The sequence below is a fragment of the Sutcliffiella horikoshii genome (genome assembly GCF_044809035.1).
GTDB lineage: Bacteria > Bacillota > Bacilli > Bacillales > Bacillaceae_I > Sutcliffiella_A > Sutcliffiella_A horikoshii_G.
In genome coordinates this window covers 1315529-1336313 of the sequence record NZ_CP085237.1, presented here as the reverse complement: position 1 = coordinate 1336313, position 20785 = coordinate 1315529, and the positions used below count along the sequence as shown (strand labels likewise).

Below are 20785 nucleotides of genomic sequence, written 5' to 3'. Positions count from 1 at the left end.
AAATAAAAAGTGCACCCTTTTAACTATTCGACACGTGCTTATTATTCCCTTTTTTGTTTTATTAATCTTAAGATTGTTTTGTATACAATAGGAATTCTAAAATGATGCGATCCTGCTTACATGCCCCCTCCATGGACGCGTAAGGCAGCTCCTTTTTTATTTTTCGATAAATCATCGGGGATTCCCGCTTCAATGCCCCAATTGAGACCAGAGCTTCCAAATATTCCACCACCGCATCCTCATAGAACCCCACCTTTACAAGTGGCAACTCTCGTAAACAAATGTGCGAACCTGTAATCCGGCGCTTAAAGTTCTTCAATACAGTAGGGACATGAATAATGGAATGTAGGGGTGTATGGAAAATAGAATCAAAGTAAAGCCATGCCTGCCATTCTATGACGGGAGTATGCAATCTGTAAAAAGAGGGAACAGGAAGGCCAATTTCTGCGGGAAACAACGAAAGAGGGATATTCATTTTTGTATAGCAATAGCTTCTTAAATGATTATGCGTTTTATAGAGTGAGTAGGAATATCTCCATTTCTTTTTATAGTGAAGAAAATGCTCTTTCCATGTTGCATGTTGGATGTTCTGGAAAGTGGGATGTTCGATCCAGCTCTTGCTTGTTATGGATGAGATATAGGTGGTAGACGAATTAAAGGAAAATGACGGGTAGAGGTAATGGAACCGTGTTGTATTCGGACAAAAGGTGAGGATGAAGGGTGGGCTGTGTGCGTTGTGTCTTTGGAGAAATTGCCACTGAAAGGGCGAAAACTTCATTTGTGGTTGAATTTTTCCTAGTTTTTCTTTCCCGAGGATCCATACTGGCCTGATGTGTGAAATTTCATAAAGCTTTGTTCTTTTACTAAACTCTGCCTTAGAAATAGTAGAACATTGAAACTCAAACGCATACTTTCTATGTCCTGTTTCCATGTAAACATCCGCTCTTTGATTTGTGCTCGGGATATAATGTTCAAGTGTGGTTTTATCATTAGAGTGGCGAAGGCTTTCATACAGCTTGGCTTTTCCTTCAAGATGGTAGTGGGTTTCAGATTCTGAGGAAGCATTGCAGGAGTCGTTCATGTGGGCAAAGTGTACTTTTCTTACCTGTCCATGTTTTAATCGGAGAGTACTGTGACACGCAGGACAGAAAAACAGCTCCCCTTTTGTAAGGCGTTCCACATCTTCTCGGTTCTTCCAATCTAACAACGAAAAGAATGAACCGTCTTTTCTTTTAGCAACAAACATTCCAACACACCTTTCAAAAGATATTTTACACCTATATACCATTCGCCACGTTCAGACAAATCCCTTCATAAATTTACAAATAAAAAAACCGGAAGAATATCTCCGGCTTTTATAGTAATGGGGAAGCCAATCTTGCCGCAGATTCAACCACCTTTTGATAAAAAGGACGATTGGCATAAACCTCTTTCGCAATCGGCTTGGCATCATGCAAATCCTGTTCGTAATCCTTCACAAGTGTCTTCACACTTTCTGTATTATATAAAAATGCATTCACTTCAAAATTCAAATGGAAACTACGCATATCCATATTCGCGGTTCCAATGGATGCCACCTGTTCATCGACAACCACTACCTTACTGTGTAAAAACCCTTTTTCATATTGAAATATTTTCACCCCAGCTTCCATCATTTCAGGAAAATAGGACCTAGAAGCATAGTACACTATTCGTTTATCCGGACGTTTTGGCACCAATAACCGCACATCCAGCCCACTGAGCGCTGCAACCTTCAGCGCAGTGAAAATATCATCATCAGGAACAAAATAAGGAGATGCAATCCAAATGGATTTACGGGCAGAAGTAATCATCGAAAAGTATAAGCTTTTGATGACTTCCCATTCCTGATCGGGACCTCCAGCAATCATCTGGACTCCACCATATTTCTTTCCATGTTCGTTCGCCAAAGCAGGGGTCAAATAACTAGGTGTAAGCAGCGATTCGTCTGTAGCATAATACCAGTCCTGAAGAAATATTAATTGAAGCGTCCTAACCGCTTCTCCTCTTACATAAAGATGTGTATCTCTCCAGAATCCAAAATACTCATCTCGCCCAAGGTACTCATCCCCGATATTGAGCCCGCCTACAAAGCCGACATCCCCATCCACCACTATAATTTTCCGGTGATTACGGAAGTTTATTTTGTTATTAAATACCGGTACCCTTACAGGTGAAAATGACACAATTTCCACTCCTGCCGCACGGAGCTCTTTTATGTATTTACTGCCTAATTGAAAGCTTCCCACTGCATCATACAGGAAACGCACCTGTACACCGCTTTTTGCCTTTTCAATTAATAGATCTTTAATTTGCGAACCGATCTCATCATCTCTTACAATATAATATTCAAAATGTATATGGTGTTTTGCTTTGCTGATTTCTTCAAGAATCCTGGTAAATGTTTGATTCCCGTTAGTCAAAACGACCGTTTCGGTTTCAAAGGAGATGGGACTTCTTCCAATGTTCTGTGAGAGTTGAAAAATTCCTTTTTTACTCTCATCCAGAAGTCGCATATCTTGTTCCGTGTATTCTCTCGTTCCTTCCACTTCTTCCAGTACTTCCTTGTCCAGAAGGGCTTTCCTTTGAAATAGTCTTCGCTTTCGGACATTACGTCCAAATATTAAATAAAAGAAAAATCCGAGTACCGGAAAACTCCCCAGTACGACCAACCATGTGAGTGTTCTAGTTGGGTGTCTATTTTCAAGAGAAATCAGAAATGCGATAAAGACGACAGATATAGTAAAAAAGATGGAAATGGATCCTAACAACCATCCTTCCCATAAGCCCTGGGTGGCAAATAACACAGCCCCGATTACTAATATAAATACGATAACACGAATGGTATTTTTCAACTGACTCACTTCTCCTCTATCCTAAACGCCAAATCTTCCACTAAATAATTCCTATCATCCTCATAATCGGAAAAAACCGATTTCAACTTAGTGAAATCGGCCTTCGGTTATTTAAGAGGAAAGTGCTTCGTCATTTCCTTCATTGCATCGTCCTTGGCAACTTCCGAACCATATTCTTGAAGACGGTGAATGGAGATGGCTGACTCTTCCCCATATTCGAGTAACACACTTAACACATTGTCAATCTCTTCATCTGTATAGTGCTCGCTGGAAAAATCAACATATAAATAGTAGCTTTTCTCGTAAAAGTACAGATGGTTGCTTAAGTTTTCTAAGTGCTGCAATCGGTGACTCGCAGAAATAATATACTCCAGATCTCTAAACCGGACCATAAATTGCAGAAGGTCTTTTTCCTCATCCAGCTTGTCGTCTTTCGCTTCCTCTGATTTCGCTGAAGAATTAAAGTGCTGATCAAGAAGCGCCTCTATCCTTTCGTCAACAGGTATATCAATTCGCTTGTCCTCTGATACAGGTACCTCGAAGTTCTTTCCATCTTTAGATAGTTGAGCTCGTGTAACGATGACCTCCAACCCCTTATCTAGGGCTTGAACTTGTATCCACAGCGGACCTTCCACCATGAAATCTTCCTCATCATGCGCTTCATCCATCATTTCCCAGAAAAGTTCTTCACTGCGCTCGCGGTTATACCAAATTTCCTCGCGGTCAAAACCACGTTCCTCTATATCACCATATGAAATGTAAAACTTAACCGTATGATCATTAATACGTTCTATTTCCATTCTAAACAACTCCCTTCTGATTCGGTAAATGATAAGCGTGCTCTCTTGCAAACAAATCTCATGAGAGAAATGCCAGTCTCTTATTGTCCGCTTCTCATTTTCCTCCGTCTTTCCTTGGAAGGGACCCTCCACAAATTTCTTATACCTTATTGTTACAATTTATCCATTTAGCATAGCGAGTAAACCTAAAATCTATGCAAAGATGAGCAAATGCGGTTGGTTCCGGTCCATTTAAGCAAAACATAGATTGTATACATCCGTTTAAGGAATGTGTAGTGACCTCAAGTACCTAGCTTATAAAGCTAGACCATGACCGCAGCTTATAAAAAGAGCATTGTACTATCAAGAGTTATACTTGTACTTTTATTTTATGATAAAAAAAGGAAGAATGGAAACAAAAATGCTCACATTTTTAAAAATCGTTAAAATGCCTATCCACCATATTTATAACCACCTAGAACCACTCCCAATTCCAATTTTTCTGGCATAATCTCTCTTGTTGACCACTATATTTATAAAGGACTGGGACAAGAAGGGGCGATAAAGTGGAGCTGGAACTGTTAACTTCCATTCTGATGATTATTGGCATCGATATTGTGCTTGGCGGAGATAATGCCATTGTAATTGCACTGGCATGCCGCAATCTTCCTGAGCGCCATCGTAACAAAGCAATAATAATAGGTACACTTCTGGCAATCGTTTGTAGAATTATACTCACCATCTGTGCCGTCTACCTCTTGGCTGTTCCATTCCTTCAATTTGTCGGTGGAGTCCTATTGATTTACATAGCAGCACAGTTAATTCTGGATCATGGAAACGAAACAATTGTTGAGGGCCGCCACACCCTTGGCGCTGCTATTAAAACCATTGTACTTGCCGATATCGTCATGGGAATAGACAATGTAATGGCCGTAGCAGGTGCTGCGCATGGTAATTTTTATTTGGTGATTATTGGCCTGGTGTTTTCCATTCCAATAATTATATGGGGGAGTAAAATTATATTAGTGGCCATGGAGAAATATCCTATAATTATCTATTTAGGAGCAAGCATATTGTGCTATACCGCAGGAAAGATGATTATTTTCGAGCCAAAGGTTGCTGTAATGCTTCCTGCTGGTGAATGGCAGGCGTTTTTTCCTTTCGCGCTTATAATAGGAATGTTGATTTTTACTGGGTTGTATAAAAGACAGTTTTTAAAAATACGCTAAGAAAGTTGCTGCTTTTACGCTTATTGATTTCCGTTCCAGGTGTTGGCTTATCGCTTATCCAGAGGACGGTGCTTGAGCCTCCTCGGCTTCGCCTGTGGGGTCTCAAGCTACCGTTTCTCCCCCGCTGGAGTCTCACACCTTGCACTCCAATCAATAAGGAGACTATAAGGATAAAAAAACTTCTACATGGCATGCATGTAGAAGTTTTTTGTTTATATTAGCCGTTAACTAATCGCTGTGCTTCTCTTAATTGGAAGGTTCTTACTTTTCTAGGTAAGAAGCGACGAATCTCATCTTCGTTGTACCCTACTTGTAGTCGTTTTTCATCTATGATGATAGGTCTTCTTAAAAGACCAGGGTGTTCTTTAATAACAGAATATAATTCTTGCAGAGGCATTGCTTCCACATTTATATTCAGTTTTTGGAAGATCTTTGATCTAGTTGAGATGATCTCATCTGTTCCGTCTTCCGTCATTCGTAAAATCTCTTTAATCTCATCAATAGATAAGGACTCAGAGAAAATATTTCTTTCTGTATATGGAATGTTATGTTCTTCTAACCAATGTTTTGCTTTACGACAAGAAGTACAACTTGGAGATGTATATAGGGTTACCATGAACTTTCCTCTCCTTTTATCTAGTATTATTTGAAAGAACATGTTGAACGTTTCTAATTGTGAATCGCTCTCAGTTTGAAATTACTCTAAAGAAGTAATCTCTATTGATTATTATACACGATTTCCGACTAAAAAGGTATAGTATTTTAAAAGTCGGACAAGTTGTCACAACATGTTCAAATTTTCTTTTTGCGGTTACTGCACTAACGCCCTTTAGATTTGCGTTCCAGGTGTTCGCTTTCCTAGGGGCGGTGCTTGAGCCTCCTCACTTCGTTGCGGGGTCTCAATCTACCGCTATCCCCCTCAGGAGTGTCACACCTTGCACTCCAATCTAAAGGGGAGATTCGAAAAGCTTTTATTTCACTTGAACTATGGCTTACATCTATTCAGACGTTTGGTTGTGGTGGAAGGTTTCATATAAATGAAATTAGTTCTCATTATTTTTTTGTATGTTCACAAAGTGGTAACAATTTTGTTGATTCGATAGCCCTTTGATAGTTAGGATTTGTAAGGGTTTGTAATACATGTTAGTTTTATATTTAGACAAGATAAGTATGAGGTGATATATGTTGAAAAAATATTGGCTGCTTCCTGCCATGTTCGTACTCTTAATTTCAACCGCTTGCAGTCAAAAAGAGATTACAAGTCAGAATACAGAGTCCAATACGATCCCGGTAACCATCGCTGAAGTTACGGAAAAAAACATCAGTAACACCATTGAACTGGTCGGACTTGCTGTACCGGAAACACAAGTACCACTCCTTACTACCTCCCCCCTTACCGTTGAATCTGTTCATGTGAAAATTGGCGATATAGTCAAAAAGGGCGATTTAATTGTTTCATTGGATTCTGAGGCTGCAACTGAGCAGGTGACCCAAGCCCAGAGTGCTGTAACAGAATTAGAAAATGCCCTTTCAAAAATGAAAGAAATGCAAGAGGCAGCTGAAAATCAGGCCTCTCTATCTGATATACCCAAGTTGCAACAAGAATTAAACCAAAGTTTAGAAAAATCTCAAGCTCTTTTAGATGGAGTGGACACAGGTGCTGTTACCTCGCTGGATTTAGTGCAAAGCACCGTAGATGTCATGGTAAAGCAGGCTCAGCTTGCTACAGCAGCGAGCCAAGTCCAACAGATGCCAACCTTTAACACCATGGAGATGGAAGCTCAGTTGAATCAGGCACGACAAGGTTTGAAGCAAGCACAGCAAATGGCAGACGCCACTTCGATTACAAGTCCAATTGACGGAATTGTTTCTGAATTGAATGTTGTAAACGATGGCATTGCCTCTCCAAATGTTCCAATCGGTACGATCATTCAACTTAACAACATCGCAGCTACCTTCCAAGTAAATAGTTACCAAGTAAGTAAGCTGAAGGCCGGTCAAGATGCGACGATTTCCTTTGAGGGATTAACAGATTCGTTTGAATCAAAAATCGAAACGGTCTCTCCGACAGTCAATCAGCAAACAAATATGTTTTCCGTTACCATTCCTGTCAGTAACACAGAATTAGCCATTAAGGGCGGAATGAGAGCCACTGCATATGTGGCTGTTGATAATTTAGAAGCTCAAACTGTTGTACCTATGGACGCTATCTTATATGAAGAAGAAAATCCTTATGTTTATGTTATTGAAGGGAATAAAGCAGTGAGACAGGATGTTGAAACTGGATTCCGTGATAATGAATATATGCAGATTCTTGAAGGAATCAGCAAAGGCCAAAAAGTAGCCGTAAACGGAAAAGAAAGATTAAAAGACGGTGCGGAAATATCTGAACAAAGTGAGTGAGCCTATTAGATGAAAATTGCGAAGCTTTCTGTATTACGTCCCATTGCTATGTCAATGGTGATCATACTAATGTTAATACTCGGTGCCGTCAGTATGCGCGGTATGCCAGTTGACTTGTTTCCTGAATTGACTTTTCCCATCGTTGCGGTAACTACCACCTATGAAGGCGCTGGTCCTGAAGAGATCGAGAACCTAATCTCTTCTCCACTTGAAGATGCAATGAGCACCTTGCCGAATGTAGAGTCTGTAACTTCCATTTCACGGACTGGAGGCTCGCTTGTTCTCGTCTCATTCACATGGGGAACGAATATGGACTTTGCCTCCTTGGATATGAGGGAACGCATAGATTCTGTTCGAGATTTTCTTCCCTCTGGCGCTAACCTTCCAAGGGTTCTCCGCTTTAATCCCAGCGATTTGCCAATTGTACAGCTGGCGATTACGGATCCTTCTGGAGAAATGATCAAGGCTAAGCAGTTAGCTGAACAAGAGATTGAACCTCAATTAAGTAGCGTAGACGGCATTGCCTCCATATCAGTAGAAGGTGGAGCGGAAAACGAAGTAAGAATTACGTTGGATCCCAATGCTCTTTCCTCCTTTGATGTTTCTATTGATCAATTACAACAAATTATAGCTGCTGAAAATTTAAACCTTCCAGGTGGCTCTTTAACGGATCAAAATCAGAACCTGCCAATAAGGATCACAGGAGAATACGCCTCCATATATGACATACAGACGCTTCCGATTCCCACTCCTAAAGGAGTCATTCAGTTAGATCAGCTCGGTGAAGTGAAGGAAACCCTTCAACCAACCACTCAGCTTAGTTATCTGAATGGAGAACCTGCAGTTGGAATGTCTATATTGAAGCAGTCTGGAAGTAACACTGTTACTGTAGCAAACAATATTGACAAAAAGCTAGAAGAAATTAGAAAGAGCCTGCCTGAAGGCGTTGAAATAAAACCGATATTTGATCAAAGTCAATTTATCGAACAATCTATTCGAGCAGTAACCACCAACATGATTGCAGGTAGTTTGCTTGCTGCACTTGTCCTGTTTTTCTTTTTACGAAACATTCGCAGTACACTAATTATTTTATTTTCCATACCTGTTTCCATCGTAGCGACCTTTATTTTTATGTACTTCAGCGGACAAACGTTGAATCTATTGACACTTGGGGGACTTGCACTGGGGATTGGGATGATGGTCGACAACGCCATCGTCATATTGGAAAATATCTATCGTTTAAGACAAAAGGGTTATTCCATGAAAGATGCGGCAATCGAAGGAACTAGTGAAGTTGGCCCTGCCATCATTGCTTCCACTTTGACTACCGTTATCGTTTTCTTACCTATCGTATTTGTGGACGGATTGGCGGCACAATTATTCAAGCCATTAGCTCTTGTTGTCTCGTTCTCGTTGCTCGCTTCTTTGTTCACAGCGTTAATTATTGTTCCGTTATTCTCTTCTTTATTATTAAAAGTAAATACAAACACATCCCGATTTGAAGAAAGATTTACCGGATTCACCAATTGGTACCGATCTATTTTGGAAAAAGTATTAAGAAATCCGAAAAAGACGATAACCTCCATCGTCATCTTGTTTTTGATTTCATTGATTGGTATCCCTTTTATCGGGAAAGAATTTTTGCCGCAACAGGATCAGAGTTTCATTTCCATGACCGTCCGCTTACCTGACGGAAGCTCACTTGACGCTACATATGATGTGATGGAAGAAATCGATTCAAGGTTGGCGGACATCAATGAGATTGACCTGGCTTTTGTCACAGTTGGTGGAACAGACAACTTTTCGGTTTCAGCCGGCACGCAGACTAACCGGGCCAATTACAGCATTCTTTTGACTCCTGTAACAGAACGGAGCCGTTCCGACAAACTTGTTGGAGATGACATCAGGAAAAAGCTTGAAAATATCCCGGGCGCAGACATCTCCCTATCTTCCGGAGACTCTGGGTTTTCTCAAAATCCGGTATCCTTAAGCATTACAGGTCCTGATTTAACCACTCTTAAAGCTATGGCGGACGAGACGGTTGAGCTACTTTCTGAAATAGACGGAATCAGGGAGCCTTCCTCTAACTATACAGAAGGAAATCCGGAAATTGTCGTGGACATCGACAGGGTCAAGGCAAGCCAATTTGGGATTGGCAGTGCACAAATTGCATCTGCCGTTTCTAATGCGACGAAAGGGCTTGTCGCCTCAAGAATGGCTCGTGACGGGGATGAGCTTGATATTCGCTTGACCATTGAAGATACGTATACCGCTTCCATTCAAGAGTTGGAAAAATTACTGATCAATACACCAACTGGTGAAAATATTCCTCTTCAGGCAGTGGCAACAGTTGAAAGGGGCCAAGGGCCAAGCCAGATTAATCGTACAAACAGAAACCGTGAAATTACGGTTAATGCCGATATCGTCAACCGCGACCTTGGAAGCGTTATTGATGATGTGGAACAAACATTGAAAGAAAACATCTACATTCCAAACAATCAATATAAAATTACGATTGGTGGACAGGATGAACAGATGAATGACGCTTTTTTCAAGCTTGGGGGCGCCTTGGCTCTTGCTGTCGTACTTGTTTATATGGTTATGGCCGGACAGTTTGAGTCTTATTTCTATCCATTTATCATTATGTTCACCGTACCTTTGACGGTTATAGGGATCATCTTCGGCCTGCTCGTCACCGGTCAACCTCTTGGTGTTGGTTCACTCGTGGGAATGCTGATTCTGACGGGAATAGTCGTCAATAACGCCATTGTGTTTGTAGACTATGTGAACATGATGAAACGGGAAGGCAAAACAACTTGGGAAGCCATCCTTATTGCTGGTCCTACTCGATTACGACCAATTTTCATGACGGCTCTTACCACCATTCTTGGATTGATACCATTGACTCTTGGTTTTGGAGAAGGGATGGAAATTCAACAACCGATGGCAATCGTCATAGTATTCGGATTAAGTTTTGCTACCATCATTACGTTGATTTTAATTCCGGTTGTTTACTATCTGTTTGATGAATACAAGGAAAAAAGAAAGCTGAAGAAATTAGAGAAGCTTGATGCTTAACAAAATCAGGGGAGGATGAGGAAGAACATGCTGAAAAAATGGAGTCTGGTTGTATTGCTACTTGTTTCAAGCTTTCTTATTTATCCTCCCGTGACAGCTGAATCACCAGGGGAGATTACTTATATCGCCATTGGAGATTCGTTGACTGCTGGTCTTGGATCATCAGAAGAAAACTACTTGCGCATTCACGGCTTTGTTCCGCAATTCACGAAGTATTTACGCGAGGATAACAATGTTATTGTCGAAAATTATGGAATACCCGGCCTCTCCTCTACTGGATTGTTGGCACTGCTGACTGCTGACGAGGCTCTCCAAAATCGTTTGAAGACTGCTGGAGTCATCTCTGTATCTATTGGAGGCAATGACTTCTTGCAAACGATACGCTCTGTACCCGAAGACGAAGATGAATCAGCACTCAACCTCCGAATGGAAGTTCTGAAAAGGACCTATCAAGAAACGTACAAACTGCTTCGAGAACTGAATCCTGATGCTACTATTATCCTTTTAGGACTCTATAATCCTTATCCAGAAGGTCATGAACTGACGGACCTTGGCGCTAAATATGCCCCATTGTTTAATGGCTTTATCGAAGAGTTTGGAGATGAGTCCAAAACACTGATGATTGACCCGTATGAAGCGTTTGAGGGGAAAGCATTGGAGTGGACGCATATCGCAAAAGAAGACATTCATCCGAATGATAGAGGATACATAGAAATTACCCAGCTGATGAAAAGAGCATATGAAAACAACCAAGAGTAAATAAAATCTCCACCCGTACTAGTAGCTTCTTGCCTCTAGTTTAGGGTGGAGTTTGTTTTTTTCTTATATTAGTTATCTCAATACAATATTTTGCTCCACTTATTCTAAGCTGGATTCGATTTCCTTGACCATTTCTGAAACAGAAATGAGGCCACCACCTGACAAGTACCAGTAGTTAGGATCAAGATACACAATGTTCCCTTCTTTACTCGCATTTACCTGCTTGATAATATCGTTATCTAATAACGTTTTGGCACTTGACTCTCCCTCCACGGCAGCGCCTCTGTCAATGACAAATAAGTAATCCGGGTTCATTTCAAGAATGTATTCAAAAGAAACATTCTGACCATGCGTTGAAACTTCTATCCCACCATCAACAGCTGTTAACCCAAACTCATCATGAATGATTCCAAAACGGGAACCAGGACCATATGCACTTAAATTTCCTTCATTTGCAAGAATAATTAATGCGTTCTTACCCGTGTCAATTGCTTTGGATTTTAATGCCTTAATAGATTCTTCCACTTGAGACAATTCCTCAGCAACTTCGGACTCTTTACTGAAAATCTCTCCAAGCAATGTCATATTTTCTTTGTAAGATGGGAGGTAGTTATTTGTGTCTACTCCCATGAAGATAGTTGGAGCTATTTTGGACAACTCCTCATATGCTTCCGCTTGTCTGCCGGATATGATGATTAACTCTGGCTCAAGCGAATGTATTTTTTCAAAATCCGGCTCCTTCAAACTTCCCACATTCTCATATTTTGCGCCTTCATACTTTGATAAGTAAGGAGGTATGTTCGCTTGAGGAACTCCTAAAACCTTCACTCCCAATTTGTCTAGGGAATCCAATATTCCAAAATCGAATACAATGACGTTTTCAGGAGATTTCGTAATATCTGTTTTTCCTAATTGATGTTCAATAGTCATCGTTTCGGTATTCTCGGTAGTTTTCGCTTCTGCTGAAGCAGTTTCGGTTCCACTTGTTGCACTATTATTTGTACCGCACGCGGCAGCAACTAAAGATAATAAGAAAGCTAAAAATAATATGGATAGATTCTTCTTCATTTCCTTCACCTCATGAAATTTTTGGATAACGCTAACTTTGATGTTTCTATTCTCTATTGAACTCCCTTTTGTCTTCTCTTCCCACATAAGGGTGGCGCCAGTTCTTGAGAAGTCCATCAAGGAATAGCATTCCTGTAAGTGAGCATCGTCTTCTCCTCCTTAAGAAAAATAAATACAAATATTTTTTCCATCTATTTCTTTCACTTTTATATCAATATCATAGATATCCTTTAAAACCTCTTCTTTAATGATATCCTCTGTTCTACCTTGCTTTACTAATTTTCCATTCTTCAGTGCCACAATATAGTCTGAATACACTGATGCGAAGTTAATATCATGGATAACGATAATAACCGTCTTACCTGTCTCATCAACAAGCTTTCTCAGCACTTTCATTATTTGAACCGAATGCTTCATATCTAGATTATTCAACGGCTCGTCCAACAGAATATACTCTGTGTTCTGCGCAATCACCATGGCAATGAATGCTCTCTGCTTTTGCCCTCCACTTAATTGGTCCAGAAACTTATGCTGCATTTCCTCCAGTTGCATGTAAGCAATTGCTGCATCTACCTCTCTCCAATCTTCTGCAGTCAGATTACCCTGTGAATGAGGGAATCTCCCAAAACTGACAAGCTCCCTAATAGTCAAGCGAATCGGCATATGATTAGACTGTTTCAAAATGGATAACTTTTTCGCTAAAATGTTGCTTTTTTGTTTGACAATATTATTTCCATCTATATAAACTTCGCCGGAATCCATTTCTACTAATCTGCTCATCATGGACAACAAGGTGCTTTTACCTGCACCATTTGGACCTATAAAGGAAGTGATGCTACCCTTTCTTACCTTAGTGCTTACCTGATCAACCACTTTTTTGTTTCCATAGCTTTTCGTAAGGTTCTTTACTTCGACCATGATTTACTCTCCTTTAATAACAGATAAATAAAATAGACACCGCCTGTAAAATTGATGATGACACTTAGGGTAGTAGAGAATGTGAATACTCGTTCTACAATCAGCTGTCCCCCCACAAGCGCCACAATGCTAATCAGAATAGAGGCAGTTAATAGGTATGTATGACGGTAAGTTTTCATAAATTGATAGGCAATATTTGCAACAAGCAAACCTAAAAATGTTATCGGACCAACCAATGCGGTCGCGATGGAAACAAGTATGGCAACAATGATTAAAAACCTTTGAACAATGAAGTTGTAAGGTACTCCAAGATTAATTGCCTGTTCCCTTCCAAGCGCCAGGACATCCAAATATTTCAAATAACGAGAAACATAAATCCCGATACCGATTAAAAGAATAATTGAAACAATCAAAAGTTCCGTGTTGACGTTATTGAAGCTTGCAAACATCCTATCCTGGACAAGCATGAATTCATTGGGATCAATCAGTACCTGCATAAACGTAGATAAACTGCCAAACAAAGTTCCAAATACTATCCCAACCAGAAGCAAGAAATAAATATTTCGTCCTTCTCCTTTAAATAGGAATTTGTAAAGGAGTATGGCAAACAACACCATGCATGATACCGAAAGGAGGAAATTCACTTCCTTGTTAACTGCTATAAAACTTGCAGAACCAAAGACGAAAATAATAAATGTCTGGACAAGCATATAAAGAGAATCCAGTCCGATAATGCTTGGCGTCAATATTCTATTACTAGTAATCGTTTGAAAAATCACGGTAGAAAAAGCAATGGAACCGCCAGTGAGTATGATAGCAAGTACTTTCGTTGCCCTCCTTGGTAGCGCATAGTCCCAACTTGAACCAAGATCATAAAATAAGAAAAGAGAAACAGAGATTACTAGTAAACCTATTAATAGATAAATCTTATGCTTTAGTTTCATATGTACTTCTCCTAAACAAAAGATAAAGAAATAACGCACTACCTATTACGCCGACAGTCAGACCAATTGGTATTTCGTACGGATAAATGATAATTCTACCGAGAATATCGCATGCAAGGACAAAGATTGCTCCAATCATCGCAGTGTATGGCAGATTCTCTTTCAGATGATCTCCTCGAAAGATACTTACAATATTAGGGACGATTAGGCCAAGGAAGGGTATCATTCCTACTGTCAAGATGACGATAGACGTCACAGCTGCCACAATGACAAGTCCAATGTTTACTACCTGTTTATACGGCAGTCCTAAATTAATCGAGAAGTCTTCTCCCATACCTGCAACGGTAAATCTGTTTGCATAAAGATATGTAATGATAAGCAATGGAATACTTATGTAAAGCAACTCGTATCTTCCTTTAATAATTAGCGAGAAATTACCCTGCAACCAAGATGACATATTTTGAATAAGATCATATTTATAAGCAAAAAATGTGGTGATGGAGCCTACAATACTTCCGAACATTAGCCCCACTAGAGGGATGAAAATGACATCCTTGAACTTTATCCTGTCTAAAATCTTCATAAAAATAAACGTCCCAGCCAGTGCAAAGAAAAAAGCAATGGAGGCTTTTAGTAACATTCCAGCTGAAGAAAAAAGCAGAAGGGAAACTAATACTCCAAGTCTTGCAGAGTCCATCGTTCCAGCAGTAGTTGGTGAGACAAATTTGTTCCTAGTTAGCTGTTGCATAATCAATCCACAAACACTCATACCTATACCAGCGATAATTATGCTAAGCAGTCTGGGAATTCTACTAAGCAAAAGAATCTGAAGTTGCTGTTCACTTATTCCCTGCCACAATTTCCAAGGCTGTATTTCCGTTACTCCAATAAATAAAGAGATAATTGATAATGTTATTAGCAAGATAAATAGATACCTTTTCTTCATTATGTTTTCCTTCCTTACACTGTATTTGAAATAGATAATCATTCTCAATAAAGGTTAAAAAAAATAAGCCAAACAGTATTCTTACCTAAAATTTATCTGTTGTAAAAATACTTGTTTAAACAACTAATAACCCTCAGCTCATTACTTGCTTAAACAAACATTTTATTTAAGATTTGCTCTAATTTGATCCAGCATTCTAAGGCATTTTGTCACCTCTTCAGGATCTATCCCTTTCGTTGCGTCCTGAATCGTTTGATTTGCAATGATCTTAAGCTTCTCCTCCGACTCTTTTGCCTGTTCTGTTAGACTAATAATATTTATCCTCGCATCAGATGGGTGTGTAGACCTTATTACTAATCCCCTGTTTATCATGTTAACTATTAAACGCGAAACGCTTGGTTGATCTTTCTCATTTAGTTCTGCAATTTGATTTTGTGTTAGCCCGTCCTTCTCATACAATCTACTCAATATTTGCCATTGTTCATAGGTGACTGGAAAATCGTTTTCTTTAAAATATTTGTTAATGCGATTATTCATTAGTCTTGATGCATGGAAAAGTTTATAACCTATCGAATCATCTAACTTATAGTTACTGTCAAGTTTCATCTTTCCAACTCCTCTCAGCGATTTCATTCTATCGAAAAATACTTGTTTATGCAAGTATTTTCTTGTTAAAAAACCACTACCCGTGGGTAATGGTTCTATTTAGCCTTAAGAAATAAGAAATTTTTACAATTTAGATAATATATCCTCATTGTCATCATCTGCATCATAAGTTAGCACTTTGTCTACTTTATCGTAAGATTCACCGTATAGTTCTTTATCTTTATACGTATGAATTTGCTCGTATGTAGCTTTCATCCCTTCGTAAATAGCTTCTTCGCCTGCATCCGTCGGCGACCAATAAAGAATCTCCATCGCATTCACTTCATTTGTTGCAAGAGACCGGCGTCTATAACCGATAGATGTCGCATGTTCGAACCCTTCTCGTTTGTAGAAGCGAAGTCGTTTTTCCGAGTCTGTGTCCTCATAATCAACAGGTTCCACTTCTAAAATAATCGGCTTTCCTTTTTCCTTCATTTTGTCTAAAAGCTTATGGCCAAGACCCATTCCTCTAGCATCTTTGGAAACAAACAAGTAGTCTATAAAAATGAAGTTATCAAGCTCCACATACATCAATACATGGTGCTCCCCCTCATCCTTATGGTAGATGTCTCCTCTTTCTTTTAACAGAAGCTCCATATGCTCCCTCGATTTCATTTCTTCTACTGGAAAATACTGATTTAATTTCTCATACCAATTCATTCTGTAATAAGACTCCCCTTTCATTTTATCTCTATGTACATATTTAGTATAACAAACTTTAACAGACCTCAGTGTTAATATGCCCTCTTCCCTTTCTCCTAAACATACCATACAATAGAAGTATGATTCTTTTGTATCCGATTACATTAACAAAGGGGATGTATGGTGTTGATTGAATATTTCATGGATTTTACCATCGTGGCAATACTGGTAATCGGTATTACCGCAGTGATGGGTGTTCTTACAAATGGTATCGGAGAAAAACTTTTCGGCGGGAAAAAAGGCTCTGAAAGCTTTGATAAATCTGTAAGTATGCAGGCAGGTTGGAAAAGTGTCGGAGGAAAAAAGAAGTAATTGAAAGAAGCTGCCATATGATTGGCAGCTTTCTTATTCTCAATCATTTAACGGTGTAAAATCTAGTCCTTCTGTATAACTATTACCTGCATTCCAAATCAAATATTCATCTATTCCATTTTCGTTCAGTGCACGGATCTGATCTTCCACTTCCTTTGGTCCATAAGGAATATAATTTCCTGCACCAAGCCAAGTTGCCGTAAAGTCCTGAATCCATGGTCTAGATACAGGTCTATTTTCCAGTTCATCCAGCTTGGCGTTCTCAAGCTTTGAATATTCCGCAATCAGATTATATGGCTCCGTATCCGGTTTTGCAATTCCAAAATAAGCTGTCCAGTGACTTGGATAAATCATGGATGATATCACATCCACGTGTTCTGAAATTCGACTGAAGTTCTGTCCTATTCCTGGGGCTTCCGGCAATGTTGCCGTATACCCAAAGATATCCACGGAAACTTGCACATTGTAGGGCTCTAACCGCTCACGAGCATACTCCACGAAATCCGTTACCGCCTCTACCCGCTTTTGAACATTATCCATGTCCATGTCCTTGTATTCTCCATAGGTATATTCAAGGGAAGTGTCTCTCTTTTCAAAACCTTCCGGGAAACGAACGTAGTCAAATTGTATTTCTTGAAAGCCCATTTTTGCAGCCTCGATCGCTATATCAATATTGTAATCCCATACTTCTTTTAAGAATGGACTTACAAAGGCTTCTTCACGGCCGTTCACCCATACACTTCCATTTTCTTGGAAAGATAGGTCCGGGCGCTTTTTAGCTAATACAGTATCCTTAAAAACTACGATTCTACCAATTGGATATACTTCATTTTCCTCCAAGGTTTTCATCATTTGTTTAGGGTCCTTAATATAAGGCTGCGCAATATCCATGAATGGAGAATCTTCTTCCTCTGGTATGTAAGTCAAGTACCCGTGGTCATCTTTTATATCAATAACCATTGCGTTTAAATCTGTTTTGTTTAGTAAATCTAGTAATCGTGGAAATCTTTCCCCGCCTGCAGAGTGACCTGTAACATAAATACCTCGTACCGCATCTGGATAGGTGAAAGTATATCCTGAATCAAAGGCAAACCTTGCAATCGATATTGGTAACTCCCTAGTTTGCATTTCGACTTTTTTTGTAGCATGTTGCGAAGCCTTAAGCACATCTTCTTCTTCTGCTTGTACTAGTGTTCCACCTAATACGAAAATTCCGACTGCAGCCACCAGACCACCCATAAATTTCTTCATCATTTCATTTCAAAATCCCTTCTCTTATATGCTATCTCTATTATACTGGAAAATCGTTGTTATTTTACCTTTTTCAACAATTTCCTTCAAAATAATCCGAGAGTACTAGTGTCAAGGAGGATATGGGGTGAGCGGGGGATGGTGTCGAGGCGGTTTTTGTTACCGTTTGGGCTTTTACTGAGGGGATTTTGGTGGAGAGATGGGGGGCTCTCTTACCGTTTTGGATTTTTGGAATGGTGTTTCGGGCGGAGAGACTGCTTCTCTTCTACCGTTTTAACTTTGGCGATGGACTTTTGGGTGTTGAGAACCGGTCTATTAGACAGATCCCACTCTTTTGCCCGAGCTTCGGGTGTATAGACCCCTTCTATTAGACAATTCAACTTTTTCTAACGTGCCTTCGGGCGTATAGAGCCCTTCTATTAGACAAATCCCACTCTTCTGCCGTGCCTTCGGGCGTATAGAACCGGTCTATTAGACAGATCCCCCTTTTCTGCCGTGCCTTCGGGCGTATAGAACCGGTCTATTAGACAAATCCCACTCTTCTGCCGTGCCTTCGGGCGTATAGAGCCCTTCTATTAGACAAATCCCACTCTTCTGCCGTGCCTTCAGGCGTATAGAACCGGTCTATTAAACAGATCCCCCTTTTCTGCCGTGCCTTCAGGCGTATAGAACCGGTCTATTAAACAGATCCCCCTTTTCTGCCGTGCCTTCAGGCGTATAGAACCGGTCTATTAGACAAGATCCCCCTTTTCTGCCGTGCCTTCAGGTGCTTAGAGCTGAATGACCGCCCCCCCTCCAGCAATCAACAATCAAAAAAACCGACCCTCACAATCGAGGATCGGTCCACACAAACATAAAAGAATTTACTTACCTGCGTATTCAGCTTGGTATTTTTTATACTCAGCCTCTGAACACAACACAAAATGTCCTGGTCTTACTTCACGCAACTCTAACGCCTCATCCTTGGCATAGCCATGGGATGCTGGGTCGTAAGCAAAACGCTTACGTGTGCGCTCGGAGTCCGGATCCGGTTGAGGGATCGCGGACAGCAAGGATTTGGTATATGGGTGAATCGGATTGTTGTATAACTCGTCGCTGTCTGCAAGCTCGACGATTTTTCCGAAATACATAACCCCGATGCGGTCGGAGATATACTTCACCATCGAAAGGTCATGGGCAATGAATAGATAAGTCAGCCCTTTTTCCTTTTGCAGTTTTTTCATTAAGTTTACTACCTGTGCCTGGATGGAAACATCCAATGCGGAAATCGGCTCATCGGCAATGATGAAATCCGGTTCCACTGCCAGGGCACGAGCAATTCCGATACGTTGGCGCTGTCCGCCACTGAATTCATGCGGGTAGCGGTTTGCGTGCTCTTTATTCAAGCCCACCGTTTCAAGTAGTTCATGCACGCGAGCTAGACGCTCTTTCTTTGACTTAGCTAAACCGTGAATATCAATGCCTTCTGCGATACAATCAGCAACCGTCATACGCGGATTGAGAGATGCAGAAGGGTCCTGGAAGATCATTTGCATCTTACGGTTAAATTTCAAAAGCTCTTTTTTGGACTTTTTGCCGTGAACATTCTCGCCTTCGAAAAGAACCTCACCGTCTGTTGCATCATATAAGCGAATGATGGTACGACCTGTCGTGGATTTCCCACATCCGGACTCTCCAACAAGACCTAATGTTTCACCGCGGTAGATGTCAAAGTTAAGGCCATCAACAGCCTTAACCATATTTGGTTTGCCTTCATTGAAATATTGCTTCAGGTTACGTATTTCCAATAACTTTTCACCCATTGCCATTGTTTTCACCTTCCTTAACCATAACAGGCTTTTCGAAGTTTTGCGGCATTGCGCGACGACGCTTTTGTACAGCCAACGGAGGCTCTACAACCGGTGCATCTTCATGTAACAGCCAAGTTTTTGCAAAGTGCGTCTTGGAAATTTGGAACATCGGAGGTTCCATCTCCAAGTCAATTTGCATTGCATACTCGTTACGTGGCGCAAATGCATCCCCTTTTGGTGGATCTGCCAAATCCGGTGGAGTACCAGGAATCGCATATAGTTCTAAAGCGTCTCCAAGTTCAAGGTCTGGCATGGAACTCAATAATCCCCAAGTATATGGATGACGTGGATCGTAGAATATTTCATCCACCGTTCCAGTTTCAATGATTTGTCCGCCATACATAACAGCAACTCGGTCTGCCACATTCGCCACCACACCAAGATCATGTGTAATAAAGATGATAGATGTATCAATTTTCTTTTGAAGGTCCTTCATCAAGTCAAGAATCTGAGCTTGAATGGTAACATCAAGTGCGGTCGTTGGCTCATCTGCAATCAATACTTTTGGGTTACAAGCAAGAGAAATGGCGATTACCACCCTTTGTCTCATACCACCTGAGAATTGGTGCGGATATTGTTTAAAACGTTCTTCCGGCATTGGAATTCCAACAAGACGCAACAAATCAATCGCCTTTTCTGCAGCAGCGCTCTTGCTAAGCTTTTGATGCTTGATAATGCCTTCCATGATCTGTTTTCCAACCGTCATAGTTGGGTTCAAGGAAGTCATTGGATCCTGAAAGATCATCGCGATATCTTTTCCGCGAATTCCCTGCATTTGTTTTTCAGTTAGCTTTGTAAGGTCCTTCCCATCAAAAAGGATTTCCCCTTGTTTGATGTTGGAGTTGTTTTTCGGCAATAAACGCATTACGGTTTTTGTCGTAACGGATTTACCGGATCCGGATTCACCTACGATTGCAAGAGTTTCCCCTTTTTTCAAATCAAAGTCAACTCCACGGATAGCCTTTACTTCTCCACCGAATGTATCAAAAGAAACATGTAAGTTTTTGACTTCAAGAATTTTTTCCACT

The 20785-nt window shown here is 40.4% G+C and carries 18 protein-coding genes; 5 read left to right on the top strand and 13 right to left on the bottom strand.

Annotation, left to right across the window (positions count from 1 at the left end):
- Positions 1-67: 67 nt before the first annotated feature.
- From LG307_RS07040 to mecA, 3 genes are all read right to left on the bottom strand, one after another.
- Positions 68-1246, bottom strand: a complete 1179-nt coding sequence (locus LG307_RS07040; protein ID WP_404449315.1) for a competence protein CoiA — start codon at positions 1244-1246, stop codon at positions 68-70.
- A gap of 109 nt (positions 1247-1355) precedes the next feature.
- The gene (gene cls / locus LG307_RS07035; RefSeq protein WP_404449314.1) at positions 1356-2873 is read right to left on the bottom strand and encodes a cardiolipin synthase; all 1518 of its coding nucleotides are present in this window, start codon (positions 2871-2873) and stop codon (positions 1356-1358) included.
- Between the two features lie 107 nt (positions 2874-2980).
- Positions 2981-3673: an adaptor protein MecA gene (gene mecA / locus LG307_RS07030; protein ID WP_404449312.1), complete on the bottom strand. Its 693-nt coding sequence runs from the start codon at positions 3671-3673 to the stop codon at positions 2981-2983.
- A 545-nt stretch (positions 3674-4218) separates the two neighbouring features.
- Between mecA and LG307_RS07025 the strand changes: the two genes are divergently transcribed.
- Positions 4219-4881, top strand: coding sequence for a TerC family protein (locus tag LG307_RS07025; protein ID WP_404449310.1), 663 nt, complete (start codon positions 4219-4221; stop codon positions 4879-4881).
- Between the two features lie 217 nt (positions 4882-5098).
- Here the strand turns inward: LG307_RS07025 and spxA are convergent, their stop codons facing one another.
- Complete coding sequence (gene spxA / locus LG307_RS07020) at positions 5099-5497, bottom strand: transcriptional regulator SpxA (RefSeq protein ID WP_060666637.1); 399 nt, start codon at positions 5495-5497, stop codon at positions 5099-5101.
- 566 nt (positions 5498-6063) lie between these two features.
- On the opposite strand from spxA, the gene LG307_RS07015 reads away from it, so the two are divergent.
- From LG307_RS07015 to LG307_RS07005, 3 genes are read left to right on the top strand one after another with little or no spacing between them, the layout of a single operon-like run.
- Positions 6064-7284, top strand: coding sequence for an efflux RND transporter periplasmic adaptor subunit (locus tag LG307_RS07015; protein ID WP_404449308.1), 1221 nt, complete (start codon positions 6064-6066; stop codon positions 7282-7284).
- Between the two features lie 9 nt (positions 7285-7293).
- On the top strand, positions 7294-10362 hold the full coding sequence (locus tag LG307_RS07010; protein WP_404449307.1) for an efflux RND transporter permease subunit: 3069 nt from the start codon (positions 7294-7296) through the stop codon (positions 10360-10362).
- A 27-nt stretch (positions 10363-10389) separates the two neighbouring features.
- The gene (locus tag LG307_RS07005; protein WP_404449306.1) at positions 10390-11121 is read left to right on the top strand and encodes a GDSL-type esterase/lipase family protein; all 732 of its coding nucleotides are present in this window, start codon (positions 10390-10392) and stop codon (positions 11119-11121) included.
- A gap of 99 nt (positions 11122-11220) precedes the next feature.
- Here the strand turns inward: LG307_RS07005 and LG307_RS07000 are convergent, their stop codons facing one another.
- The 6 genes from LG307_RS07000 to LG307_RS06975 form a co-directional block, all read right to left on the bottom strand.
- Entirely contained in the window at positions 11221-12189 is a 969-nt protein-coding gene (locus tag LG307_RS07000) for a siderophore ABC transporter substrate-binding protein (RefSeq protein ID WP_404449304.1), read from the bottom strand.
- A gap of 159 nt (positions 12190-12348) precedes the next feature.
- The gene (locus tag LG307_RS06995; RefSeq protein ID WP_404449303.1) at positions 12349-13107 is read right to left on the bottom strand and encodes an ABC transporter ATP-binding protein; all 759 of its coding nucleotides are present in this window, start codon (positions 13105-13107) and stop codon (positions 12349-12351) included.
- Positions 13095-14051, bottom strand: coding sequence for an iron chelate uptake ABC transporter family permease subunit (locus tag LG307_RS06990; protein ID WP_404449302.1), 957 nt, complete (start codon positions 14049-14051; stop codon positions 13095-13097). Before LG307_RS06990 ends, LG307_RS06995 begins: the two co-directional genes overlap by 13 nt.
- The gene (locus tag LG307_RS06985; protein ID WP_404449299.1) at positions 14035-14997 is read right to left on the bottom strand and encodes an ABC transporter permease; all 963 of its coding nucleotides are present in this window, start codon (positions 14995-14997) and stop codon (positions 14035-14037) included. The genes LG307_RS06990 and LG307_RS06985 overlap by 17 nt, the downstream gene beginning before the upstream one ends.
- A gap of 162 nt (positions 14998-15159) precedes the next feature.
- A complete protein-coding gene (locus tag LG307_RS06980; RefSeq protein ID WP_404449298.1) occupies positions 15160-15603 on the bottom strand; it encodes a MarR family winged helix-turn-helix transcriptional regulator in 444 nt (147 codons plus the stop codon).
- 123 nt (positions 15604-15726) lie between these two features.
- The gene (locus LG307_RS06975) at positions 15727-16302 is read right to left on the bottom strand and encodes a GNAT family N-acetyltransferase (protein WP_404449296.1); all 576 of its coding nucleotides are present in this window, start codon (positions 16300-16302) and stop codon (positions 15727-15729) included.
- Positions 16303-16464: 162 nt separating this feature from the next.
- Between LG307_RS06975 and LG307_RS06970 the strand changes: the two genes are divergently transcribed.
- A complete protein-coding gene (locus tag LG307_RS06970; protein ID WP_404449295.1) occupies positions 16465-16656 on the top strand; it encodes a hypothetical protein in 192 nt (63 codons plus the stop codon).
- Positions 16657-16695: 39 nt separating this feature from the next.
- Here LG307_RS06970 and LG307_RS06965 read toward each other — a convergent pair whose 3' ends face one another.
- The 3 genes from LG307_RS06965 to LG307_RS06955 form a co-directional block, all read right to left on the bottom strand.
- A complete protein-coding gene (locus tag LG307_RS06965; RefSeq protein ID WP_404449293.1) occupies positions 16696-17910 on the bottom strand; it encodes a putative glycoside hydrolase in 1215 nt (404 codons plus the stop codon).
- Between the two features lie 860 nt (positions 17911-18770).
- Positions 18771-19709 (bottom strand): ABC transporter ATP-binding protein, encoded by a 939-nt coding sequence (locus LG307_RS06960; protein WP_404450402.1) that lies wholly within the window; start codon positions 19707-19709, stop codon positions 18771-18773.
- Positions 19702-20784, bottom strand: coding sequence for an ABC transporter ATP-binding protein (locus LG307_RS06955; protein WP_404449292.1), 1083 nt, complete (start codon positions 20782-20784; stop codon positions 19702-19704). Before LG307_RS06955 ends, LG307_RS06960 begins: the two co-directional genes overlap by 8 nt.
- Position 20785: the final 1 nt, after the last annotated feature.

Coding starts and splice junctions, on each gene's coding strand:
- LG307_RS07005 (WP_404449306.1), top strand. CDS start 10,390: ATGCTGAAAAAATGGAGTCTGGTTGTATTGCTACTTGTTTCAAGCTTT.
- spxA (WP_060666637.1), bottom strand. CDS start 5,497: ATGGTAACCCTATATACATCTCCAAGTTGTACTTCTTGTCGTAAAGCA.
- LG307_RS06990 (WP_404449302.1), bottom strand. CDS start 14,051: ATGAAACTAAAGCATAAGATTTATCTATTAATAGGTTTACTAGTAATC.
- mecA (WP_404449312.1), bottom strand. CDS start 3,673: ATGGAAATAGAACGTATTAATGATCATACGGTTAAGTTTTACATTTCA.
- LG307_RS06975 (WP_404449296.1), bottom strand. CDS start 16,302: ATGAATTGGTATGAGAAATTAAATCAGTATTTTCCAGTAGAAGAAATG.
- LG307_RS06960 (WP_404450402.1), bottom strand. CDS start 19,709: ATGGGTGAAAAGTTATTGGAAATACGTAACCTGAAGCAATATTTCAAT.
- LG307_RS06995 (WP_404449303.1), bottom strand. CDS start 13,107: ATGGTCGAAGTAAAGAACCTTACGAAAAGCTATGGAAACAAAAAAGTG.
- LG307_RS07010 (WP_404449307.1), top strand. CDS start 7,294: ATGAAAATTGCGAAGCTTTCTGTATTACGTCCCATTGCTATGTCAATG.
- LG307_RS07015 (WP_404449308.1), top strand. CDS start 6,064: ATGTTGAAAAAATATTGGCTGCTTCCTGCCATGTTCGTACTCTTAATT.
- LG307_RS06965 (WP_404449293.1), bottom strand. CDS start 17,910: ATGATGAAGAAATTTATGGGTGGTCTGGTGGCTGCAGTCGGAATTTTC.
- LG307_RS07000 (WP_404449304.1), bottom strand. CDS start 12,189: ATGAAGAAGAATCTATCCATATTATTTTTAGCTTTCTTATTATCTTTA.
- LG307_RS06985 (WP_404449299.1), bottom strand. CDS start 14,997: ATGAAGAAAAGGTATCTATTTATCTTGCTAATAACATTATCAATTATC.
- LG307_RS06970 (WP_404449295.1), top strand. CDS start 16,465: ATGGTGTTGATTGAATATTTCATGGATTTTACCATCGTGGCAATACTG.
- LG307_RS06980 (WP_404449298.1), bottom strand. CDS start 15,603: ATGAAACTTGACAGTAACTATAAGTTAGATGATTCGATAGGTTATAAA.
- LG307_RS07040 (WP_404449315.1), bottom strand. CDS start 1,246: ATGTTTGTTGCTAAAAGAAAAGACGGTTCATTCTTTTCGTTGTTAGAT.